We start from the raw sequence: 22,956 nt of genomic DNA, 5'->3' as shown, positions 1-22,956 counted from the left end.
TGGCAGAAATCAAGGAGATCCCCATGCGTCTGCGAATAGTGCTGGCTGTCCTCGCCGTCGCCGGACTTGCCGCGTGCACCCCCGGTCCGGGAAGTAGCCCATCTCCCAGCGGCAGCGCATCGACGAGCGCCAGCCAATCGACGTCGACGAGCCCCAGCCCGTCAAGCCCCAGCAGCAGCACATCGGCCACCGCGAAGCCGACGCCTTCGGTCCCCCAGCCGACGCCCGGCCGCGGCGACGCTGAACTTTCGATCATCGTCAAGCCGTCCGCGACCGCCGCTGCCATGAGCTACACCCTCGTGTGCAAGGGCGGCGTACCCACGTCGGAGAGCCACCATCCAACGGCTGCCGCCGCCTGCGCGGCCCTCCAGAAGAACCCCGGTCTGTTGACGCGCACCCCGCGCTCGGCAGACCAAGTATGCGATCAACGCTACGGCGGACCCCAAACGGCCACTGTCACGGGAACCGTGGACGGTGTGAACATCGACTCTTCGTACAAACTCACCGACGGCTGCGAAATAGCCGCTTGGGCCGCCGTCGCCGATGTCCTGGGATCCAGTGGTGCCGGTTCCTAGTCCCACACACCTGCCGCAAGAGAGCTGGCTCGAACTCGAGGCCACCCATCATGCCCGCGTTGACCGGTATGCCGGCCCCTACTTGGAGCGGCGGTCCGCCGGCCGGAAGCACCCTGTGGAGGACTTCCTCTTCACCTACTACACCCAAAAGCCCGGCCAGCTCCTGCGCTGGCACCCGGGCGACGGCCTCGTTCTTTCGGGGCCGAAAGCGGCCGAGCGGGCCGGGTGGAAGTTCTACCGGACGCTCGACGACGGCGAGCTGGCCGACGTCGGCCTGCCTCCGGGAACCGCCGCGGTCACCTTCGATCGCGGCAAGTTCGCGGCAGAGCGCGCCGAAGCCATCCGCTTCGCGGCGATCATCCTCGGCGGCACTATCGCCCGACCGGCCCAATTCGGCTGCTTCGGATTGCACGAATGGGCGATGGTTTACCGGCAGGACAAGTTCGACCTCCGCCACGAATACCTCCAATTGCGGCTGGGTTCGGAGGGCACGGATGCCGTGGTGGAAGAGAACCGCATCCGGTGCTCGCACTTCGACGCCTTCCGCTTCTACACTCCCGACGCGGTTCCCCTCAACGAGCACGAGCCGACGCGCGAGAACCAGCGCACCATGGAACAGCCCGGTTGCCTCCACGCCAACATGGACCTCTACAAGTGGGCCTACAAACTGGCGCCGGCGCTCCCGAGCGAATTGGTGATGGACTGCTTCGAGCTGTCCTGGCGGATCCGCGCCATGGACATGAAGGCCTCGCCCTACGACCTCCAGGAATGGGGCTATCCGGCCATCAAGATCGAGACGCCGAAGGGCAAAGCGGAGTACGTTGAGTACCAGCGGGCCTTCGCCGCAGAAGCCCAGGAACTCCGGACCCGGGTCTTGGACCACGTGCGGCCACTCCTTGAAACGGCCCGCTCCGCCTAGCTGAAGCGAAGGGATCCCATGGCCGCAGACACGCCCGAAACCACCGGAGATTACGACGTCGAACTCACCATCACGCTGACGGAGGCACCTGGCACGGGAGACTACGAGTTCGTCCTGCGCGGCTCGGGCGGCGAAGTCGCCCCGGGCTCGACCCTCCCGGACGCGCGTTCCGCGCTGGCCGCCGTCGAACGCTTCGGTGAGGAAATCTTCTTTCCGGTACCGCGCCCGGACCGGATCTGCACACAGCAATACGGCGGGCCGCAAGTGGCCGTCGTCAGGGGCAGGTTCCGTGGGCGGGAGGTCCACAGCCGGTTCAGCCGTACCGATGGCTGCGAGATCGCCCGCTGGCGCACCATGGCGGCACTTCTGGGTGGCGTCGCCGGTTCCACGGGAAACACCTGACCCCGCGCAAAAGCGGAAAAGCAGCGGCCGGCGGGATTACCGCCGGCCGCTGCTCTTGCGTCAACCCATCAGTCCGTCATTGGGCATTATTCGACTGATCGTCCCCTTCGTCCCGGAGCTTGCCTTTCTTGCCGTGCCCGCTGCCTTGGTCGTCCTGCGGAGCAACCGAGACGGAACCTGCGCTGGAAACCAGCACCGAAACGAACGTGGGCGAACTGGTTCCGGCGAACGTCAACCGACCGATGTAGGAGCCCGGGGTCAACCCCTTCCACGCGAACGTCAGGGTCCCATCCTTGCCGTTCTTCACGGTGATCGGATTAGGCGTGACCGTCGCGTTGCCTTGGTTCGGGCCAAGGATCGCGGCGTCGACGCTGGCCTGGGTGGGCTGGTTATTCGGGCTGGCGAACAGGTTCGCGATGATCGTGTAGGACCCCGGCTCCGGGTTGTCCAGCGAGAGGGACTCGCTGGCGCTGGGGGTTGCCGCAGTGAACAACTGGCCGCTCGGCGACAACACATAGAGGTCGAAGTCGGCGGCGGGGTCGGAAGAAATCACCGCGAACTTCGCGAACGACGTCCCGGCGGGAACAGTTGCCGTCTTGACGAAGTTCGAGGCGTCACTCGTAATGGAGACCGGTCCGGGAACGAGCTGGGCGGGCGACGAGTCAGCCTTGGAGAGGCCATCGATTGTCACGGCAGTCGACGAATCGGTCCCGGAGACGAAGTCGATGCCCGCGGAACCGTTCGGCTGCTGCGTGGTGAAGGCGACGTTCTGCGAGGCCACGACGGACTGCGGGCGGACCGCGATCGGCGAGACCACCGACTTGCCGGCGCCTTCCCACTTCAGCGATCCCATGGCGAACGAGCCCAGCGCGGCAGTCTTGTTTTCGAAAGTCACCTTGAAGGTCCTCGACTGCCCGGCCTTGCTGAAGTTGAGCACGGAGGGGGTGACCTTGACGTCGACGCCAGGGACGGTGGCAGTCGCGCGGTACAGGCCCGGGGTGAGGGCCGTGACCGTGCGGGTCACTTCGATCTTGCCCGCCAGGTTTCCGAGGGCGAACGACGGAAGGTTCATGTCACGCGGCAACGTGGAGCCAAGGCCCGGAATGCCGAGGTCCACGCCGGTCCCCTGGACGAACTTGAGGTAATCCTCGGTAGTTGCGTCGTAGATCAGGCCCGGGTCATTCACGTTCGCCGGGTTCATTTCCCCGGCACCCGTGGCGAAGACGTCCTGGTTCTTGGTTCCATCCGCCATCTTCACATCGCTGGCCGTGGTCATCATGGCCGACTTGACGGCCGCGGGAGACCAATCGGGGTTCTTTGACTTGATCAAGGCCGCGAAACCGGCGATGTGCGGGGAAGCCATGGACGTACCGGACAGGAATCCGTACTGGTCACCTTGGCTGCCAATGGGCGAGACACCCGCCAATACGGCCACGCCCGGCGCCGAAATGTCCGGCTTGAGCAGGTCCGAATCGGTGGCGAGGAGAGGGCCGCGGGAGGAGAATCCGGCAATCTGCGGTTGCGCCTCGAGCGGAAGGCCTGTGGTGTCGTGGTCAACCAAGGAAACCTTGATGGTCGGGTTCGCCGCCACCTTGTCCTTGATGGCCTGGCTTGCCGGCGGGTTAACGTGCACGGTGGGAACGGCATGCTTGTCCGTGTCCAACGAGGAATCGGTGAGGTTCACCAGGATCATGCCCACACCGCCGCCGCGCGCCACTTCGGCGCTCTTGGCGACGCGGTCCACCACGCCGCGGTCACACACCACCACCTTGCCGGCGATCTTCGCCGGGTCCAAGGATCCCGGCGCGCACAGTGCCGCGTTGCCGGTGCCTGAGGCTACGTTCGCGGAAAGTACGACGCCGGCCCCGATCACCTGGTGGTTCATGATGCTGGCGCCGCGGTACTTGCTGCCGTCGGAGAATTCAACGGTTCCCTGGAGTTCCTGGGAGAAGGACGTCGCTGCGACCGTGGTCATCCACGGCGCACCGTGGTTGACGGTGCTGGCCTGCGGGCCCGAGTTACCGGCGGAGGCAGCCACAAAGATCCCGGCGGAAGCCGCGGAAAGGAAGGCCAGGGAGACGGGGTCGGTGGTTGTGTCCGTAGCCCCGGAGATGGAGTAGTTCAGGACGTCGACGCCGTCGGCAATGGCCTGGTCAATGGCCTCGATGGCGGACGAGCCGTAGCAACCGCCCGAGTTGGGATCATCGTCTTCCCAGCAGATCTTGTAGATCGACAGTTTGGCGGCCGGTGCGATGCCGCTCGTGGTGCCGAAGCTGCGGCCGTCAACCACGGCGTCCACGCCGGAGTTACCGGCAGCGGTGCTCGCCGTGTGGGTGCCGTGGCTCTCCACGTCTACCGGCGAGAGCTGCTCCTGCGGCGCACGATGTTCCGGCGGGACGCTCTCAAGGAACGCATCAGGGAAGTAGTGGGCGCTGAGGACCTTCGAGTTGCAGGCGCTGCCGTCAAAGGACGCGCCCGTGTCGACGCCCTTCTGGCACTCGCCCACGAAGGTGTCACCGTTGGCCTTCAGCATGGCGATCTTTCCGTCGCTCGTGCGGTAAGGGACGCCTACTTGCGGTTGGCCTTGCAGCGGCTGGACGGGATCCCCTGCGAAGTACTTGCTGCCGGGCGTGTAACCGGTGTCGATGACGCCGACAACCGTGCCCTTGCCGGCCTGGTCCTGCCCGCCGAACTGCGTGTTCCAGAGACCGTTCGGACCGCTCAATTTGAGGAAGTCGGTAGTGGAGTAATCCGGGGAGAACTGCGTGTCCGGAGCAACGAGGAGGACCTTGGGGTTCTTCGCCAGGTTGGTGGCCTGGGCCGCGGTAAGGGAAGCACTGAAGCCATTGATGGCAGTCGTGTAGTCACGTTTGATGCTCACGTTTTGCTGCTTGGCCACGTCTTGCTGGCCTTGCTGCAGGTGCGCCTGGTACTGCTTCACTTCGGCCTTGCCGACGTCGAGTTTCTTGCCCGTTTCCGGCTTCGTCGCCGCATAGCCGGGAGTTCCGCCGTCGTACGTGGCCACTGGCTTCTCTGCCAGGACAACTACGTAGCGGCCATCTTGGTATGTCTTGGTGTCCACACTTTTCCGGGCAATCCCGGCAACCGTCGATCCAGACGAGGGTGCGGCTTGGGCAGGTGCCAAGACCATGGAGGAGAGCAGGACCGGTAGTCCGACGGCTAATGCCGCAGCTTTTCGAAGCCCCCCGCTTCCCATGAAGCTCTTTCCTTGCGAATTCACGAGTGATTGCACCTTTCCGGCGGTCGTAGCGATCGTGACGGGAACAAAATTCAGGTTGGCAACCGATTAACAGACCTTCTAATGCGGCAAAGTCCAGCCGATTCTTAGCGTACAGATCGATAGCAGAATATGACATAGGACACTTTTCGCGTTCCATAACTTGCCACGCGCTGTCACCATACCGGCCAAAAGGCGCTGGGCGCGTTCCCGGGAAGGGAACGCGCCCAGCGCCTTGGTTTTGTACTGAATATTTCGGAGTTTTCCTGAGAAATGCGGTCTTGGACTCAGGCGCGTTCGTAGGTCAAGCAGTCCGCGGCCTCGGCGCCGGGGCCGACCCGGACGTCATGAGCCTCGCACATCAGGTTGTTGTTGTGCTTGCATTCCTCGCGCTGGCAAGCACCTACATGGGCCAGGACTTTAGGCAGCCCGCCCATGTGCGTAGTGTCGATGAACGTTGCACAGGATGCGTGGTCCCTGGTTCCGCCGATCGTGATTCCAAAAGCGGTACAGCCGTCATGGTTGAATCCGCAACTGCCAACGCTGCACGCTGATACTTCGGCTACATGTTCGGTCATTGCTCCTCCTGCAGGACGGGGAATTTCCTTCACGGCAATTTCCAAACTACTCCCGCAACAACGCTTTTAACCCGGCCGATTAGAGCATTTGTCCGTACCGTATTGAACGAATGCGAACCTCAGCGGACTGCCGCTATAGCTTGGTCCCCCGCAATGCCTCGCTGATCCTGGCCCGCGTCGATTCGTCGAGCGTCACGGTGATCCGGTTCTCCCTGGCGGCACGCTCCGCCATGATCCGGAGGAAGACAGCCCTCCCCACGCCCGCGGCGACGGCGGCAAGCACCACGGGCAACACCATCGACTTACCGTTCTCGGCCATGCCGCAATCTTAGTGACGGGAGGCACCCCCGGCCAGAGCCGGCGTCGGGCACTGCCCAGAGCCGGCGTCGGGCGCCGGGCAAGTACCGGCGTCGGGCGCTGGGCGAGTACCGCCGTCGGGCACTGAAACCCCGACGACGGCGGGCGGCTGCCGCGAATTGCGCCGAACCGGCGCGGCCTCTTCACAGGCTCCCGCCAAATAGGGTATGTAGCCTGATGGCCGGTAGAATGGGCTTGCAAGCTCGCGGAGCGCCCAACCATTCCGTAAACCCTGCTGTTAAGCACTGTCGCTGAACCTTGTTTAACAGCAGTTCCGGCGTGAGACGGCACCACTCCGCGGCAGCCTTTTAACCAAGGTTCAACCAACGCTCACGCACAGGAGTTACCGGATGCCCCGGATCGTCGTCGACGTCATGCCCAAGCCCGAGATTCTGGACCCGCAGGGGAAAGCCATCGTGGGTGCGCTGCCCCGGCTCGGCTTCACCAGCTTTAGCGCAGTCCGCCAAGGCAAGCGCTTCGAACTGACCGTCGACGGTGAGGTGACCGACGCCATCCTCGCCCAGGCCCGCGAAGCCGCCGAGACCCTCCTGTCCAACCCGGTGATCGAAGACGTCGTCAACGTCGAGGTCGTCGAGGCCTGACATGACTGAACTTCCCTTGATCGGCGGAGCCCCTGTGGCCGTCGAACCCCAATTGAGCGGGGCCAAGATCGGCGTCGTCACCTTCCCGGGCACCCTTGACGACCGCGACGCCGCCCGTGCCGTCCGCCTCGCAGGTGGCACCGCCGTCGCGCTCTGGCACGGCGATACCGAACTCGGCGACGTTGACGCCGTGGTTATCCCGGGCGGTTTCTCCTACGGCGACTACCTGCGCGCCGGCGCCATTTCGCGCTTCGCTCCGCTGATGTCCAAGATCATCGATGCCGCTAACTCGGACGCCAAGCTGCCTGTCCTGGGCATCTGCAACGGCTTCCAGATCCTGACCGAATCGCACTTGCTGCCCGGTTCGATGATCAAGAACGACCATTTGAAGTTCCTGTGCCGCGACCAGGTTCTGCGCGTTGAGAACAACACCACCCTGTGGACCTCCGATTACGAGGCCGGCCAGAAAATCACCGTTCCGTTGAAGAACCAGGACGGCCAGTACATCGCGGACGAGAAAACCCTCGACGCGCTGGAAGCCGAAGGCCGCGTGGCGTTCCGGTACGTCGGCTTCAACCCGAACGGTTCGCGCCGCGACATCGCCGGCATCACCAACGCCGCTGGCAACGTGGTGGGCCTCATGCCACACCCCGAGCACGCGGTGGAGCCCGGATTCGGTCCGGAGACCAACGCCGGCACGGATGGCTTGGGCTTCTTCACCTCCGTCCTGAACAAGATCGTGGGAGGCGCACAGTGACCACCTCAGCTGAAACCGTCGGCAAGAAGTTCAACATCGACACCGTCGAGAACGCTGCCAAGACGCCGGATACCGAACTCCCCTGGGCCGAACTCGGCCTGAAGCAGAACGAGTTCGAGGAGATCATCAAGGTCCTGGGCCGCCGCCCCACCGGTGCCGAGCTCGCCATGTACTCCGTCATGTGGAGCGAGCACTGCTCCTACAAGTCCTCGAAGAACCACCTGCGCCAGTTCGGCGAGAAGGTGACTGACGAGATGAAGAAGGACATGCTGGTGGGCATCGGCGAAAACGCCGGTGTGACCAACCTGGGCGACGGCTGGGCCGTGACGTTCAAGATCGAGTCCCACAACTCGCCGTCGTTCGTGGAGCCCTACCAAGGTGCCGCGACCGGCATCGGCGGCATTGTCCGCGACATCATCTCCATGGGTGCCCGCCCGGTAGCCGTGATGGATCCGCTGCGTTTCGGCGCGATCGACCACCCGGACACCGCCCGCGTCATGCACGGTGCCGTGGCCGGCATCGGTGGCTACGGCAACTCGCTCGGCCTGCCGAACATCGGCGGCGAAATGGTCTTCGATTCCGTGTACCAGGGCAACCCGCTGGTCAACGCTTTGGCAGTGGGCGTCATGCGCCACGAGGACATCCGCCTCGCGAACGCTTCCGGCAAGGGCAACAAGGTGGTCCTGTTCGGTGCGCGTACCGGTGGCGACGGCATTGGCGGCGCCTCGGTGCTGGCATCCGAATCCTTTGACGACACCAAGCCGTCCAAGCGTCCTGCCGTCCAGGTTGGCGACCCGTTCGCCGAGAAGGTGCTCATCGAGTGCTGCCTTGAGCTCTTCAAGGGCTCGCTGGTTGAGGGCATCCAGGACCTCGGTGCCGCTGGTATTTCCTGCGCGACGTCCGAACTTGCCTCAAACGGCGACGGCGGCATGCAGGTTGAGCTGACCTCCGTCCTGCTGCGCGACCCCACCCTGACGCCGGGCGAAATCCTGATGTCCGAGTCGCAGGAACGCATGATGGCCGTTGTCACGCCCGAGAACGTCGCCGCGTTCGAAGCCGTGATGGACAAGTGGGCCGTGGAGTACTCCTGGCTGGGCGAGGTGACCGATTCGGGGCGCCTCATCATCACGTGGGAAGGCGAAGTGATCGTCGACGTCGATCCCCGTACCGTTGCCCACGACGGCCCGGTCTACGACCGCCCGTTCGCGCGTCCCGCCTGGCAGGACTCCGTTCAGGCGGACACCTTCACGGGTTCCGTGCAGGACGCAAGCCGTCCCTCCACCTCGGGTGAACTGGCCGCGGCCGTCACCGAACTCGTGGCTTCGCCGAACATGTGCAGCAAGGCCTGGATCACCAAGCAGTACGACCGCTACGTCGGCGGCAACACTGCCATGGCGTTCCCGGACGACGCCGGCGTAGTCCGCGTTGACGAGGAATCCGGCCTTGGCGTTGCCTTGGCCACCGACGCCAACGGCCGCTACACCTACCTCGACCCGTACCAGGGTGCCCAGCTCGCCCTGGCGGAGGCTTACCGCAACGTCGCCACGTCCGGCGCCGTGCCGATGGCCGTCAGCGACTGCCTGAACTTCGGTTCCCCCGAGGACCCGGATGTCATGTGGCAGCTCGCCGAAGCGATCCGCGGCCTCTCGGACGCCTGCATGGTGCTGGGCGTTCCGGTCACGGGCGGCAACGTCTCGCTGTACAACCAGACCGGAACCGTCCCGATCCACCCCTCCCCCGTGGTGGCAGTGTTGGGCAAGCTCGACGACGTCGCGCGCCGCACGCCGTCGGGCTGGAAGGAAGACGGCCAGGCTATCTACCTGCTCGGCACCACGGCTGCGGAACTGGACGGTTCGGAATGGTCCAACCTCCGTGGTCACCTCGGTGGCTTGCCGCCGAAGGTTGACCTTTCGCTGGAGCGCCAGCTGGGCGAGATCCTCATCAACGCTTCGCGTGACGGCATGATCGACGCCGCTCACGACCTCTCCGAGGGCGGCCTTGCCGCGGCGCTGGTGGAGTCTTCCCTGCGTTACGGCGTGGGCGCCCGGATCGCGCTCGAGGAACTCCTGGAGCGCGATGGCGTGGACCTGTTCACGGCCTTGTTCTCCGAGTCCCAGGCCCGGGCCATCGTGTCCGTACCTCGCTCCGAGGAAGTCCGCTTCAAGGACATGTGCACGGCCCGCGGCTTCGCGCACCTCCGGATCGGCGTAGTGGACGCAGCCGGCGGGTCGCTGGAGATCAACGGCGTGGACACCCTGTCCCTGGACGCCCTCAGCGAAGCCCACGAAGGCACGCTGCCGAAGTACTTCGGCTAACGCCGGGAACCCCCAACGCGGGGTCACTTACGGCCCGTGTTGCTGCCTCAAAGTCAACTGGTCGTTGCAACAATGGGGTTTAGGCTGCGGTGGCGATGAGTTGGCGCATGCGTTGCTTTGGGGTCTCGAGGTTCAGTGTTGGGCGGGGCCGGTTGTTGAGTTTCTCGGCGATGGTCTCGAGGTCGTCGGCGGTGAAAACCGAGAGGTCTGTGCCTTTCTCGAACCAGTGGCGCAGCAGCCGGTTGGTGTTCTCGTTGGTTCCGCGCTGCCAGGGTGAGTGCGGGTCGCAGAAGTACACCCCCGCGTCCAATGCCATCTGGATGCGGGGGTACTGGACCATTTCGGAGCCGCGGTCCCAGGTCACGGTTTTGATCAGCTGATCCGGGAGCCGGCGCATCTGGGCGATCATCGCATCGGCGACTTCCTGGGCGGTGTGCCGGCCGGGCAGGTGCAGCAGGATCGTGTACCGGGTGCTGCGTTCGACCAGGGTGCCAACGGCGCTGCGGCCGTCCTTGCCCACGATGAGGTCGCCTTCCCAGTGCCCGGGCACGGCACGGTCAGCGGCCTCGGCGGGGCGTTCGGAGATCTTCGGAGCATCCTTGTAGTGCTGGCCTGCGTTTCCGCGGGGTCGCTCACCGCGGGGCGTTCGTTTGCTCCGGCTGGTGCTCAGGCACCGGTAAAGATCCTTGCGCAGCTCGCCCCGGCCCTGGACGTAGAGGCTCTGATAGATCGTTTCGTGGCTGATCTGCATGCTCTCATCGTGACCGAAGGTCTCCCTCAGAACCAAGGAGACCAGCTTCGGGGACCAGCCATCATCCATCGCGTCCTCGACGTACTTGACCAGCTCCGGGTTCTGAAGCCGGAACGCCTTGGGGCGCCGGGCGCGCTGATGGGTGAGTATCTGCGCCACATCGGCCTGATACGACCCGTCAGCTCCCCGGTTCCGACGGATTTCCCGCCACACCACCGACCGGTCCCGGCCGATTTCCCGGGCGATCGCCGCGACCCTGGCGCCCCCGCGGACCCGGATCATGATCACCGCCCGGTCCACCAGATTGAGCCGGTTCGACCCGGCCCGGACAGCCGGCACCGGGCCCGCCTCAACACCGCCGTCAACACCCCTACGCATCCGCATGCCGCCAGTCTTGCCCAACCACCGCTGCGTATTACTGCGCCACACCCCAATCCGGGCAGAGGCTTCCTTGACCGACACCCCCTGCCGCAGAAGAGAAAAGAACTCATCCTTCAGCGCATCGGGCGCCCGATAACCACTCGGCATGGCAACCTCCAAAACTCAGAATGTTGCAACGACCGTATGATTCTGCGGCGGCAACATGGACCGTAGGTGACCCCACGTTGTGTTTTTAGTCTTCGCTGTGGAGGTCCCGGCGTCGGGCGCTGAGCAGTTCGAGTTCGGGACGGGCGGCGACGAAGCGTTCGACGGCGTCAAGCACCTCGACGAGGTGCGCCCGGTCCGCTGCAACAAGGCCTGCGCCGAGCCGGACTCTGCGGTATTGGTCCTGGTCGCCGACCTCCGCGGCGGACACCTCGAAGCGCCTTTTCAGCTCGGCGATAAGCGGCCGCACGAAGGAGCGTTTCTCCTTCAGGCTGTGCACATCGCCGAGGAGGATGTCGAATTCGATCCACCCGATCCACATTCGCCCATTATCAACCGCCAGACCGGCGAACGGTTGAATTCCGCTCTTACGGAGCCGTCAAGGACGGTGGCAAGATGGGGGCAACGAAGGAGAGCCGTGGACGAAGAGGACCGTACGGATAAGATTTCGGAGGCCGCGTCGGAAGGCGCCGATGCCGTGGGCGGTGCCGTTGACGGCGCCAGGGAATCCACGGCCGTCCGGGCAGTCGCGCGGGCCGGCTTCATTGCTGTGGGCGCCATCCATTTGCTCATCGGGGTCATCGCCCTGCGGATTGCGCTGGGCGAGTCGGGGCAGGCCGACCAGAGCGGCGCGGTGGGCCAAATGGCCGCGACCCCGGTGGGCGGTGTCCTGTTGTGGGCCGGTTTGATCGCGTGCGGTGCGCTGGCGCTCTACATGGCGAGCGATGCTGTGATGGGGTGGAGCGGAAGCCGTACCTCCAAGAAACTTGAAAAGAGAATTCGGGCAGCCGGCCAAGCGGTGGTGTTCGCCGTGTCTGCGGTGACCTTCGGCAGTTTCGCGGTAGGACACCCGAGCAACAGCAGCGAAAAATCCCGGACGGTCAGCGCCGGGCTGATGTCCAACCCCGCAGGCACCGTCCTCTTGGTGGTCATCGGCGCGGCCTTGATCGGCGCCGCCGTGACCTATGGGGTCTTGGGGATCACACGGAAGTACGAAAAGAATCTCCGCGGACACCCGCACGGGGCCCTCGGAACCACGTTCACGGTGCTTGGCGTGGTGGGCTATTGCGCCAAGGGGGTCGCCCTGGGGGCAGTCGGTTTGCTGATTTTGGTTGCCACCTTCGCCCACGACCCCTCCCAACAAGGCGGCCTCGACGCAGCCCTGAAAGCGTTCCGCGCCCAGCCTTTCGGTGTGGTGGTACTCGCCGGAGTGGGAGTAGGCCTGATCGCGTACGGTATTTTTTCGCTCTTCCGCTCGCGATACCAGCGCTTGTAGCGCAGTTTTTGGGACGCAAGAGCCCGACGGCGGCACCCACCGGAGGGGGGCTCTGCCGCCGTCGGGCTTTTAATTAGCTTGCTTGTGCTATCTAGAAGTGCCTTGCGACACCGAGCCCTGAAGTTGGCGCTGGAAGATCACGTAGACGATGAGGACCGGAACAACCGTTACAGTAACGGCCGCGAATAGGGCGCCGAAGTCCACGGCGTAGCCCATTTGCCCCGCGAAGGCGGCGAGCCCTTGCGACAAAACACGAGGCCCGGCCGCGTTGATGGCCACCGGGATCAGGAACTGGTTCCACAAGCCCAGGAAGTTGAAGATGGCCACGGAAGCGAGCCCGGGCTTGGCCATGGGCAACATGACCTGGAAGAAGGTCCGCCATTCGCCCGCCCCATCCAAGGAGGCAGCCTCGCCGATTTCGTACGGGAGGGACTTGAAGAAGGAAAAGAGGAAGAACACGGTGAACGGAAGCGCGAAGCCGACGTACACCAAAGTCAGCCCAGGCAGTGTGTTCAGCAGGCCGATCTTCTTCATGACGAAGAACAGCGGCACCATGGCCAGGAAGATCGGGAAGGTCAAGCCGGCCAGCATGAGGTAGTAGACAGCCCGGCTGCCGAAGAACTTGAAGCGGGCCAGGACGTAGGCACACATGGCACCAAGAACCATCACGATCACGAGCGCGGACCCCACCACGATGACGGAATTCAGGAAGTAGCTTCCAATGCCGGCTTCGGTCCACGCTTTGACGTAGTTGTCGAAGCGCCATTGCGAGGGCAAGGCGAACGGCGAAGCGAAGATCTCGCTGGACGTCTTGAAAGAGGACATGAAGGTCCACAGCAAGGGCAGGATCACGATGAGCGACCAAATGGTCAAAGCCGTGTGCGATACCGCGCCCACAACCTTGTCTCCAGGGGTCGTGGCGGGTTTGCGCGGATTGAAGTGCAAGGACTTCATCTCGGGCGAGGCGAGTTTGGTGGTCATTAGAGGGACACATCCTTTCCGCCGCCCGTGAGCCGGTTAACCAGGAACACGAGGCCGGAGAAGATCAGGGTGGTGATGGCGAGAACAACGCCCATTGCGCTGGCCAGGCCGAACTGGCCTTTGCTGAAAGCGGTGAAGAAGAGCTGTTGGGACATCACCAGGGTGGAGTTGTCCGGGCCGCCGCCGGAATTGAGTGCGGACATGTAGACGAATGCGTCCAAGGCGAGGATTCCCATGTAGATGTAGGCGGTCTGGATGTTGTCCCTGATCAAGGGAATGGTGATGGAGACGGCGGTACGGAAACGCCCGGCGCCGTCGATCCTGGCCGCTTCGAACAGCTCGGCCGGGATGCCCTTGATGCCCGCCACGAAAAGCACCATGTAGAAACCAACGAAGCCCCAGACGATCACGAACATGGTGGCGATCATGGCGGTGCTCTTGTCGCCGAGCCAAGGGTAGGACTTGAACTGGTCAAACCCGAGGGAGGTGAGGATGCCATTGAGGAGGCCGCCGGAGGGATCGTAGATCTGGCCCCACATGATGCCGATGGCGATCGCCGGGATGGTGTACGGGAAGAAGGACACAACGCGGTAGAAGCTTGAGTTCCGCAGGCCTTTGATCTGGCCCTTGCTGCTTCCACCCACGGTGACGAACGTCGCCAACACGAGGCTCAGGATGATGGTGATGATCGGCAGGCAAATGACCAGGAGGATGTTGTTCCCCATGGCCTTCATGAAGATATCGTCCGTCAAGATCCGCCGGTAATTCTCCAGCCCGATGAAGTTCTGGTCGGGTGAGAATCCACTCCAGTCAGTCAAGGAATAGGCGAAAGCCTGCAAGAAGGGCCAGATCACGAACAAGAGGTAGATGGCCAGCGGAACACCAAGGAATACCGCGAAAAAACTGACTTTGTCGAACGTCAGAGGCTTGCGCCGCCTCTTCGAGGCGAGTGGTGGTGCGTCCGGAACGACGACGGCGGGAAGGCCGCCGTCGAGCCGGAGTGTCTTTTGCTTCACTAAAGTCACTTCACTTCAATCTTCTTGACCGAGCTGTCGTTGCGGACCTTGTCGGTGATCTTCTGCAAGTCCGACGTCAGCGTTGCGACGTCGGACTTTCCGTCGAGGAACGTATTCCACACGACCAGCTGGTCCTTGTTGGTGCCGTAGAGGTCGATGAAGTTCCAGGTATAGATGTTGTCCGCCGCGTCGCTGAGCAGCTTGGTCTGCGAGACCAGGGCGGTGGACCCGAATCCGTCGGCCGGAACAGTGTCCTTCACGATGGTGGGGGCCAGCTTGGTCTTGGCGAAGTTGGTGGCGGCGTCCTTGGACAACATGATGCGGAGCAGTTCCTTGCCGCCGGGCACGTTCTTGCCTTGGGAAGGAACCACGTATGGCTCGCCAGCCGCGCTGTGCAGGGAGGTGTAAGGCAGCTTGGGACTGGTAGTCACGGAAGGGACGGGAGCTCCGGTCATCTGGAAGCCGGACTTCGTCTGGTCTTTCATCTCGTTTTCGATCCACGAGCCGGACGGGTAGAAAACCGCCTCTTGTGCGTTGCTCCACTGGGCCTGCGCTGCCGTGAACTGCGTACCCGAGCCACCCGGCTTGATATGACCTGCCTTGACGATCTTGTCCAAAGCCGTGAAGACGCTCTGGATTGCCGGGTGGGACCAGGAATCCGCTTTGAGGTTCTCGAGCCCTAGCCGGACGTCCTGCCCGCCTTCCTTGATCGCGGAGGCGATGGCCATCTCTTGATAATACGTGGCAGCTTCCTTGCCCCACACGAAAAGATACAAGCCTTTTGCCTTGGCCTGCTCGCCGAGCGCGTACATCTCGTCCCACGTCTTGGGCACGGACCATCCGTTCGCCTTGAGAAGTGAGTCGGAATACCACATCGCATACACGGTGAGGACGTAGTTCAAGGCAGCCAGCTTGCCGTCGAAAGTTCCCGGGGCCAGCACGCCGCCATACAAGGTGTCCTTGATGACCTTGCCTTCGAGGTTCTTGGCGTTGACGACGCTTGTGAGGTCTTCAAGCTGGGACAGGATTGTGCTGAAACCAATCGCCTTGGCGCCCGAGTTGTCGATCAGGTCCGGCGGGTTGCCGCCGACGAACCGCGGCTGCAGTTCCTGGGCGATATCCGTGGACGGGGAAATCTTGGCCGTCGAGCCGGAATGGGCGCTTTCGAAGCCCTTGCCGGCGAACTCGACGTAGTCGATTCCGTAGCCGCCCTTGAAGATCACCGCATCCACCGTGGACTTGTCCGCCATGCCGAAGGGGTTCGTGTCAGAGACCGTTCCCGTGGGCCCGGTGGTGGTTCCGCCGCCACCGCCCGCGCATGAGGACATCGATCCTGCGATGGGAACAAGAACCGCTGCGGCGAGCGCGCCGCGGAGGAAACCACGGCGTGCGAAGGAATGCTGCTGAATGTTCATCCTAAAACCCTCCAGAGACTCGTAGTGCCGACGCTGACGGCGCCTCTGCCGGCAATCAATCGGTCCGGGCACCGTCGCTACGACGCACCCTTCGTGTGACATACTTCACTACGAATGATTGAAATGCAATATTTCAGGCCAGTTTCAATCAACTTTTGTCAAAACGTGACCTGCCAACGAGGCACTACCAGAGGGGTGTTTCCAGGCTCCTAGCCCCGTAAATTCAAGGCTTCCGCGCACTTCGTGACGGCTTCGCGCGCCCACTGCCGCTGTTGTTCGGTGCCCACCCGTTCCGCCCACTGCTCAGCCAGCTGGAACTCCACCAAAGCCTCGGTGCGGCGACCGTCGTCGTACATCGCCCACCCAAGGTTGTTGTGCAGCGAAACCATCCACCGCTTGGTGCGCGGATCGTCGACGGCGGACGCGTACTCAAGCGCGCTGCGGGCCCACGATTCCTGGTGGCCGGAGTCCGAAATCGCGAGCATGTGGAGGGCGTCGACGGCGAGGAAAGCCTCGCCGAGCAGGTCCCCCAACTCGGCTGCCTGCTCGAAAAGCGGTACTGCCATGGCCGGGTGGCCCGCGGAATTGAGCAGGCGTCCCCGCTCAATGAGGATGCGCACCGCAACGGTTGGCTCCTCTTCGGCGTCGATACTGTCCAGGAGCGCGTCCGCTTCCTCGAAACGCCCCTGCAAGCCGATCGCCCGGCCAAGCTGGGTGGCAAGCTCCGCCCGTTCGAAGGAGTCGTAGGCCGGGTCCATCAAAGCGTGCCGGAAACGAGCTTCGGACAGCGCGGGATCTTCAAAGGCCCACAGCTCATCAAGGGTTTGTTGTTCCAGCATCTGGCTCCTCCTGATTGCTTCGAGGCGTTGGAAGGTGTCTGTGCACTCACAATCTAGCCGAAGCGGCAGACAGGCTCAGCGTTTCATTCCCGGGCGAGGCGTGACCAGCCCAATTGTTCCTGCTGTTTCCGCGTCAATGACGACACCACCAGGTCATAGGAGTCCTCCACCATGTCCCGGACCATCGCATCCGGCAAGCCCCCATCAAGGCGAACGCCGTTCCAATGCGTCTTGTTCATGTGCCACGCCCCGGTAATCTCCGGATGCGCCGAACGCAACTGGACAGCCAAAACGGGATCGCACTTGAGGCTTACGTACCAGTTGGCCGGATCCATGGCCGACGCGGCGAACATCTTCCCGCCCGATGCGCCGCTTGGCCGCACCTTGAACACCGATGTCTCGGGGCCGAAAGGGAAGTCTTCGTAGGTTCCCGGGAAACTCAGGCAAATATCGCGAAGCGTCGAAGCGTCCATGTAGCGAGACTAGCGCCAAAGCCTCACCGCGGGAGGCTGCTAGATCCCGATCCGCCAGCCGACCTGCGCCGGGCAAGCGTTCATCACGACGTCGAGGCCCGCAGCTTTGGCGCGGGCCGCCGCCTCTTCGTCGATCACGCCGAGTTGCAGCCACACGGCTTTCGCGCCGACGGCGATCGCTTCGTCCACTACCGCGCCTACGCGCGCGGAATTCACGAAGCAATCGACGACGTCGATGGGCTGCTTCTCGAACGGCACGTCCGCGAGGAATTTGTAGCCGGTTTCGCCGTGCACGTCTTCGCCGCGCGGATTGATGGGGATGATGTCCATGCCCATCTTGTCGCGGATGTAGAGGGATACCTCGTACGCGGAGCGCCACTCGTTCGTGCTGAGGCCCACAATGGCCCAACGGCCCTTGGTTCGCATCAGCCGGTCAATGACTGCGGGATCGTTGACATGTGTCATACCCCCAGCCTACTCCCGTGGATTTACGGGATTTTCGGGGCCATTTCGGGGGCCGCGGGCGCGCTTGCGGGGATGCGCTTGCGGGGGCGGCCGCGCAAGCCGGGCCTCAGCGCGCCAGTCCGAGGATCCACCGCAGCGTGCTTCCCTGCGATCCCGCTGCCGCGCTGTTCCGGCTCCCTTGGCTGTCCTGGAGCACCTGTGGGATGACGGCCTTGGGGTCCTTCCCAACCACCTTAGGCAGTGTATCCGTGACCGCCTTGAGCGCTCCTTGGGAATCCGAATTCAGGTCGGTGCCTGCCACTTTCGGCAGGTCCGGCAGCTGCTTTGTATCCTGCTGCGCGTCGCCGGCGGTGTCCGTGCCGCCCTGTGACTGGTTCCCCACGTCTTCGGTTTTCGGCGATGGCGCCTTTTCCGGAACGGCCGGGGCTGAAGGCGCGGGAGCGACGACGGGTACGGTCGGGAGCGGGGTCGCCGGAACGGTGGTGACGTTCGCGGCATCGTTGACCGGCGCGGAAGGAACCGACGACGGCGGCGCGGAAGTCGGGGCGGGATCCCAACCGGAGATGAGGGATTGCATGAACTCCGGAGCTCCCTTGCTGAAGCCGCCGCTCGCTGCCGCCACTCCCCCGACGCCGAGGCCCATGGCTGCCAGGACAGCGGCACCGATGACCACCGGGCGGCGCTTACGCGAGCGGCGCCGCTTGGCGAGTTCGTCGTCGGGAAGTGCTTCCAGCAGAGCGGGTCGGCAGCCGGTGCCGGCCCCGTCGATGAGGGCGGCGAGCGCACCGGCAGGAACGGGAGCCGCCACGGCGGCAAAAGATCCAAGCCCCCTCAAGGACCCGGCGACCTCGGGCACGTCGGTGAGACCGGCGTCGAGCATCAGTTCGAGGACGATCGCATCGCGGTCGACGTCGTTCAATTCCCAGCGCGTCATGAGGCCACGTATTCCTTTACTACCGAGTGCTCGCGAAGCGCATTCAACGCCCGGCGCTGCAACTGCTTGACCGCGCCTTGGCTTTTCCCCATGACGTCGGCGACCTGCTCCACGGTCAGGCCGGCAACGATTCGGAGCGACAGCACTTCGCGCTGGTCCTCCCCCAGGAGATCCAGCAGGGCCAGGACTTCGCCGGGTGCCACGCGGCCCATCGCTTCGGCTTCGGCGGAATTCGACTGGCGCGTGTCCCGCTCGGCTTCAAACTCATGGTGCTCCGGCGTCCTGCTTTGCCGGCGGTGATCGTCCACCATCCGGGCGTGGGCAACCGAAAATACGAACGTCCGCAGTCCGCTGACGCCGCCGGTGATGGTTTCGACGCGGGGCAGGACGGCGAGGAAGACGTCTTGCGTCACGGCTTCCGGATCCGAGACGCCCTTGGTTCTCAAATAACCGAGGACTTGTCCGGCCAGGGCCTGGTAGACAGCGCTGAACAGCCCGGATTGGTCGCCCTTCAAGGCAAGCAAGGTTGAATCGGTCAAGACGTCGGTCACGGGAACGTGGCTTTCGGTGGGGAACACATATCCGGGATCATGCAAGATCCGTGTTGCCTCCGAAAGGCCGTACGACCGGGCAACGCCCTTTAGCCTAGCCGTTGCTCCGACGAAGCCCAAGGACAGGCCATTCGTTCCGGAGCATCGCTCGTCCCGGACTTTGTACATCCACGAAACCCTTCAGACGTGAGAAGCCGAGCTGAAACATGATGGGGGACAAATTTCAGCTCGGCTTTCAAAGGGGTAATCGCCGGGGCACGCGAAAGGGTTACGCGATTTTCAAAAAACTTTTGGACCCTTCCTACCCAATCGAGTTTGTGTACACCTCGCACCCCTTAAAAAGCGTCTTAAGGGGTGCGAGGTGTACACAAACTCCCGGAGGAGGAGGGGGACTGGGCCTAGTCCTCGATGAGGTCGTGCACCACGATGGTCTGGTCGCGGTCCGGGCCGACGCCGATCGCGGAGAAGCGGGTGCCGGAGAGCTTCTCAAGGGCCAGCACGTAGTTGCGGGCGTTCTCCGGGAGGTCTCCCATCGACTTGGCGCCGCTGATGTCCTCGGTCCAGCCGTCGAAGTACTCGAAGATCGGTACCGCGTGGTGGAACTCGGTCTGCGTCATGGGCATTTCGTCGTGGCGGACGCCGTCGACGTCGTAAGCGACGCACACCGGGATCTGCTCAATACCCGTGAGCACATCCAGCTTGGTCACGAAGTAGTCCGTGAATCCGTTGACGCGCGACGCATGGCGCGCCAGCACGGCGTCGTACCAACCGCAGCGGCGCGGACGGCCGGTGTTCACGCCGAACTCACCGCCGGTCTTCTGCAAGTACACGCCCATCTCGTCGAAGAGTTCCGTGGGGAACGGACCGGCGCCAACACGGGTGGTGTAGGCCTTGATGATGCCGATGGACCTTGAGATACGGGTGGGGCCGATGCCCGAACCGACCGACGCGCCGCCTGCCGTGGGGTTGGAAGACGTGACGAACGGGTAGGTGCCGTGGTCGACGTCGAGGAACGTGGCCTGGCCGCCTTCCATGAGGACAACCTTGCCCTCGTCCAGTGCGTTGTTGAGGACCAGTGTGCTGTCGATGACGAGCGGACGCAGGCGCTCCGCGAAGGACAGGAAGTACTCCACGATCTCGTCCACCACAACATTGCGGCGGTTGTAGACCTTCACCAGGAGCTCGTTCTTCTGGCGCAGGGAACCTTCAACCTTCTGGCGAAGGATCGATTCGTCGAAGACGTCCTGGACGCGGATGCCCAAACGGGCCACCTTGTCCATGTAGGCCGGACCGATGCCGCGTCCCGTGGTGCCGATCGCACGGCTGCCGAGGAAACGCTCGGTGACCTTGTCCAGGACCTGGTGGTACGGCGCCACAAGGTGCGCGTTTGCCGAGACACGCAAACGGGACGTGTCCGCGCCGCGGGCTTCCAGGCCGTCGATCTCCTGGAAAAGTGCTTCAAGGTTCACCACGCAGCCGTTGCCGATAATCGGAATTGCGTTGGGGCTCAGGATTCCGGCGGGAAGGAGCTTGAGCTCGTACTTCTCACCGCCAACGACGACGGTGTGCCCGGCGTTGTTGCCGCCGTTCGGCTTGACCACGTAGTCGACGCGGCCACCAAGCAGGTCGGTTGCTTTGCCTTTGCCTTCATCGCCCCACTGGGCTCCGACGATCACGATAGCTGGCATGGGATCCTCCCCCATTCTTTCGGGCCGGTCCTGACGGGATCGCCAGGACTCAACGCCGTACATGAGAACGCCCCGAAGCCATCGGCCCGGACCGGAGACTTTCGCAAAAGTTCACCGGCGGGATCAGCAAGAGTTCCGGGGCTCTTACCAGCCAAGTTTAGCCGATAGGGCCCGAAGTCCAGTTGTCACACCGCCAGCGCGCGGCTGAACACGCAAATCAAGGCACCCGGCCAGGCCGACCATCGCCATCCGCAGACCGTGATCGGAACGTGAACTCTTTCCAAACAGTGCGTCGCGAGCGCCTAATTCGGCTTTGGAGCCCAAAACCCGGGACTACATTCTTTGTGGATCTTTACCCCAACCAACACTAAAGCCGCCATGAAGTGGCCCGGCATTGTCCGTGTTTCTGAAGGGAATTTCATGAGAAAGCACACCAAACGACTGCTCTCGACGGCCGGCGTCGGAAGCCTTGCCATATCCACGATCGCCGCAGGGATGATCGGCTTCGGCATGGCTCCGGCTTCGGCCAACGACGACCACGGCGGGACCACGACGCCCATCAAGCACGTCGTGGTGATTTTCGGCGAGAATGTCTCCTTCGACCACTACTTCGCTACTTACCCGCAGGCCGCCAACACCGCTGGCGAGACGCAGCAAGGCACCGGTATTGCTGCCCCGGCGTTCACGGCGGCCAAGAACACCCCGAAGAACATCGCCACCCTGGCACACGACAACCTTCTCGCGCCGAACAACCCCAACTCCGTCCAGCCCGGGCGCCTCAGCCCGTCCCAGGCCATCACGTGCGACCAGGATCACGAATACACCGCTGAGCAAAAGGCCTACAACGGCGGCCTGATGGACAAGTTCGTGCAAAACACCAGCATGGACGCCTGCACCGGCGGCCAGTTCGGCCGCCCCGGGCTCACCATGGACTACTACGACGGCAACACTGTCACCGGAATCTGGAACTACGCCCAGAACTTCGCCATGAGCGACTCCCACTTCAGCACCACCTTCGGCCCGTCCAGCCCCGGCGCGCTCAACCTCGTGTCCGGCCAGACCCACGGCGTCACGGAGTTCACCGCCGCCGGACAGCCGGTCAAGCCCGCGGCCAGCGACTACACCGTCAAGGTCCCCGACGCCAACGGCGTGGGCACGATGACCGAGGACCCGGATCCGGTCTACGACGATTGCTCCAACAAGAGCCACGCGAGCAAGAACAACCTGGCCGCCATGCAGGGCAAGAACATCGGCGACCTGCTCAACGACAAGGGAGTCAGCTGGGGCTGGTTCCAGGGCGGCTTTGCCCCCACGACGGCGGCCACGACCACTACTCCGGCGGCTTGCATGAACACGCACACCAACATCGCGGGCGCCACAGTAACGGACTACAGCCCGCACCACGAGCCGTTCCAGTACTACAAGTCGACGGCCAACCCGCACCACCTCGCCCCCGCCAGCGTGGACGAGATCGGGCATGACGGCCAGGCGAACCACCAGTACGACACCGCTGACTTCGCGAAGGTGGTCAACTCGGACAACATGCCGGCCGTCTCCTTCCTGAAGGCCGGAAGCTACCAGGACGGCCACGCAGGCTACTCCGACCCGTTGGATGAGCAGAAGTTCATCACGCAGCAGGTCAACGCCATCCAGAACTCGAAGAACTGGGAAAGCACCGCCGTCATCCTCGCTTACGACGACTCCGATGGTTGGTACGACCACGTCGCGGCCGGCGTGAAGAACTCCTCGAACACGAGCGACGACGCCGCGTGGTGCCTCAGCGCGTACAACCAGGGCGTCCCCATGGCCGAGGGCTACGCGGACCGCTGTGGCCCTGGCCCGCGCCAGCCGCTCGTGGTGATCTCGCCCTTCGCGAAGAAGAACTACGTGGACCACACGCAAACCACGCAATCGTCGATCCTCCGCTTCATCGAGGACAACTGGCACACCGGCCAGATCGGGGCCGGGTCGGCGGACGCGACGGCCGGTCCCCTCAATGCGATGTTCAACTTCGGGAACCAGCGGGACATCAAGCTCATCCTGAATGAGTCGAACGGCACCGTGGTTTCCCGCGGCAAGGGAGACGACGAGCAGTAACAAAACGGCAAATACAGAGGCACCGCCCCACACTCACGGGGCGGTGCCTCTCGCGTTTAACCGCCTGGTGGCCGCCCGGATCCCTCAGGTCACACCGGAAGCCCGCTTCCGCCGTCGGGAGCCCCGCCAGATTTGACCAGAT

At 63.6% G+C, this 22,956-nt stretch carries 22 protein-coding genes; 8 read left to right on the top strand and 14 right to left on the bottom strand.

What is annotated here, in order from left to right:
* The first annotated feature begins 23 nt into the window (after positions 1–23).
* Genes ABCW42_RS01760 through ABCW42_RS01750 form a run of 3 tightly spaced genes read left to right on the top strand, consistent with a single transcriptional unit; the run spans position 24 to position 1,896 of the window.
* Positions 24–575: an SSI family serine proteinase inhibitor gene (locus tag ABCW42_RS01760; protein ID WP_423183246.1), complete on the top strand. Its 552-nt coding sequence runs from the start codon at positions 24–26 to the stop codon at positions 573–575.
* A complete protein-coding gene (locus tag ABCW42_RS01755) occupies positions 544–1,494 on the top strand; it encodes a 3-methyladenine DNA glycosylase (protein WP_423183245.1) in 951 nt (316 codons plus the stop codon). Before ABCW42_RS01760 ends, ABCW42_RS01755 begins: the two co-directional genes overlap by 32 nt.
* Positions 1,495–1,512: 18 nt before the next feature.
* On the top strand, positions 1,513–1,896 hold the full coding sequence (locus ABCW42_RS01750; protein ID WP_423183244.1) for a serine protease inhibitor: 384 nt from the start codon (positions 1,513–1,515) through the stop codon (positions 1,894–1,896).
* A 76-nt stretch (positions 1,897–1,972) separates the two neighbouring features.
* On the opposite strand, the gene ABCW42_RS01745 is transcribed toward ABCW42_RS01750, so the two are convergent.
* From ABCW42_RS01745 to ABCW42_RS01735, 3 genes are all read right to left on the bottom strand, one after another.
* Positions 1,973–5,113 (bottom strand): S8 family serine peptidase, encoded by a 3,141-nt coding sequence (locus ABCW42_RS01745; protein ID WP_423184776.1) that lies wholly within the window; start codon positions 5,111–5,113, stop codon positions 1,973–1,975.
* 308 nt (positions 5,114–5,421) lie between these two features.
* Complete coding sequence (locus tag ABCW42_RS01740) at positions 5,422–5,712, bottom strand: DUF1540 domain-containing protein (protein WP_133205697.1); 291 nt, start codon at positions 5,710–5,712, stop codon at positions 5,422–5,424.
* A 133-nt stretch (positions 5,713–5,845) separates the two neighbouring features.
* Positions 5,846–6,031 carry a hypothetical protein gene (locus ABCW42_RS01735; protein ID WP_423183243.1) on the bottom strand — a complete coding sequence of 62 codons (186 nt, stop codon included), beginning with the start codon at positions 6,029–6,031 and terminating at the stop codon, positions 5,846–5,848.
* Positions 6,032–6,419: 388 nt separating this feature from the next.
* On the opposite strand from ABCW42_RS01735, the gene purS reads away from it, so the two are divergent.
* The 3 genes from purS to purL are packed head-to-tail and all read left to right on the top strand — an operon-like array spanning position 6,420 to position 9,743.
* The gene (purS, locus tag ABCW42_RS01730) at positions 6,420–6,671 is read left to right on the top strand and encodes a phosphoribosylformylglycinamidine synthase subunit PurS (protein WP_028265707.1); all 252 of its coding nucleotides are present in this window, start codon (positions 6,420–6,422) and stop codon (positions 6,669–6,671) included.
* A 1-nt stretch (position 6,672) separates the two neighbouring features.
* Positions 6,673–7,428, top strand: coding sequence for a phosphoribosylformylglycinamidine synthase subunit PurQ (gene purQ, locus ABCW42_RS01725; RefSeq protein WP_423183242.1), 756 nt, complete (start codon positions 6,673–6,675; stop codon positions 7,426–7,428).
* The gene (gene purL, locus ABCW42_RS01720; RefSeq protein WP_423183241.1) at positions 7,425–9,743 is read left to right on the top strand and encodes a phosphoribosylformylglycinamidine synthase subunit PurL; all 2,319 of its coding nucleotides are present in this window, start codon (positions 7,425–7,427) and stop codon (positions 9,741–9,743) included. The genes purQ and purL overlap by 4 nt, the downstream gene beginning before the upstream one ends.
* A 79-nt stretch (positions 9,744–9,822) precedes the next feature.
* Here purL and ABCW42_RS01715 read toward each other — a convergent pair whose 3' ends face one another.
* Positions 9,823–11,022 carry an IS30 family transposase gene (locus tag ABCW42_RS01715; protein ID WP_423181917.1) on the bottom strand — a complete coding sequence of 400 codons (1,200 nt, stop codon included), beginning with the start codon at positions 11,020–11,022 and terminating at the stop codon, positions 9,823–9,825.
* An 85-nt stretch (positions 11,023–11,107) separates the two neighbouring features.
* Entirely contained in the window at positions 11,108–11,401 is a 294-nt protein-coding gene (locus tag ABCW42_RS01710; RefSeq protein WP_133205693.1) for a DUF503 domain-containing protein, read from the bottom strand.
* Between the two features lie 96 nt (positions 11,402–11,497).
* On the opposite strand from ABCW42_RS01710, the gene ABCW42_RS01705 reads away from it, so the two are divergent.
* Positions 11,498–12,355: a DUF1206 domain-containing protein gene (locus ABCW42_RS01705; protein WP_423183240.1), complete on the top strand. Its 858-nt coding sequence runs from the start codon at positions 11,498–11,500 to the stop codon at positions 12,353–12,355.
* Positions 12,356–12,442: 87 nt separating this feature from the next.
* Here ABCW42_RS01705 and ABCW42_RS01700 read toward each other — a convergent pair whose 3' ends face one another.
* The 9 genes from ABCW42_RS01700 to ABCW42_RS01660 all read right to left on the bottom strand — a co-directional run bounded on the left by ABCW42_RS01700 (position 12,443) and on the right by ABCW42_RS01660 (position 20,717).
* Positions 12,443–13,336 carry a carbohydrate ABC transporter permease gene (locus tag ABCW42_RS01700; RefSeq protein ID WP_133205691.1) on the bottom strand — a complete coding sequence of 298 codons (894 nt, stop codon included), beginning with the start codon at positions 13,334–13,336 and terminating at the stop codon, positions 12,443–12,445.
* The gene (locus ABCW42_RS01695; RefSeq protein WP_423183239.1) at positions 13,336–14,361 is read right to left on the bottom strand and encodes a carbohydrate ABC transporter permease; all 1,026 of its coding nucleotides are present in this window, start codon (positions 14,359–14,361) and stop codon (positions 13,336–13,338) included. The genes ABCW42_RS01700 and ABCW42_RS01695 overlap by 1 nt, the downstream gene beginning before the upstream one ends.
* Entirely contained in the window at positions 14,358–15,767 is a 1,410-nt protein-coding gene (ngcE, locus tag ABCW42_RS01690; RefSeq protein ID WP_423183238.1) for an N-acetylglucosamine/diacetylchitobiose ABC transporter substrate-binding protein, read from the bottom strand. The genes ABCW42_RS01695 and ngcE overlap by 4 nt, the downstream gene beginning before the upstream one ends.
* Positions 15,768–15,976: 209 nt before the next feature.
* On the bottom strand, positions 15,977–16,606 hold the full coding sequence (locus ABCW42_RS01685; RefSeq protein ID WP_423183237.1) for a hypothetical protein: 630 nt from the start codon (positions 16,604–16,606) through the stop codon (positions 15,977–15,979).
* Positions 16,607–16,689: 83 nt separating this feature from the next.
* The gene (locus tag ABCW42_RS01680) at positions 16,690–17,079 is read right to left on the bottom strand and encodes an MmcQ/YjbR family DNA-binding protein (RefSeq protein WP_423183236.1); all 390 of its coding nucleotides are present in this window, start codon (positions 17,077–17,079) and stop codon (positions 16,690–16,692) included.
* Positions 17,080–17,118: 39 nt separating this feature from the next.
* Positions 17,119–17,544: a CoA-binding protein gene (locus ABCW42_RS01675; RefSeq protein ID WP_133205687.1), complete on the bottom strand. Its 426-nt coding sequence runs from the start codon at positions 17,542–17,544 to the stop codon at positions 17,119–17,121.
* A 106-nt stretch (positions 17,545–17,650) separates the two neighbouring features.
* Positions 17,651–18,478 (bottom strand): hypothetical protein, encoded by an 828-nt coding sequence (locus ABCW42_RS01670; protein WP_423183235.1) that lies wholly within the window; start codon positions 18,476–18,478, stop codon positions 17,651–17,653.
* Positions 18,475–19,029: an RNA polymerase sigma factor gene (locus ABCW42_RS01665; RefSeq protein WP_423184775.1), complete on the bottom strand. Its 555-nt coding sequence runs from the start codon at positions 19,027–19,029 to the stop codon at positions 18,475–18,477. The genes ABCW42_RS01670 and ABCW42_RS01665 overlap by 4 nt, the downstream gene beginning before the upstream one ends.
* A 398-nt stretch (positions 19,030–19,427) precedes the next feature.
* On the bottom strand, positions 19,428–20,717 hold the full coding sequence (locus tag ABCW42_RS01660) for an adenylosuccinate synthase (RefSeq protein WP_423183234.1): 1,290 nt from the start codon (positions 20,715–20,717) through the stop codon (positions 19,428–19,430).
* 420 nt (positions 20,718–21,137) lie between these two features.
* On the opposite strand from ABCW42_RS01660, the gene ABCW42_RS01655 reads away from it, so the two are divergent.
* Positions 21,138–22,814 (top strand): phospholipase C, encoded by a 1,677-nt coding sequence (locus ABCW42_RS01655; protein ID WP_423183233.1) that lies wholly within the window; start codon positions 21,138–21,140, stop codon positions 22,812–22,814.
* Positions 22,815–22,956 lie beyond the last annotated feature (142 nt).

The organism is Arthrobacter sp. NyZ413 (assembly GCF_049390645.1).
Lineage (GTDB): Bacteria > Actinomycetota > Actinomycetes > Actinomycetales > Micrococcaceae > Arthrobacter.
Note: the sequence above shows the minus strand (reverse complement) of the source record. Positions and strands in the feature narration are given on the sequence as shown.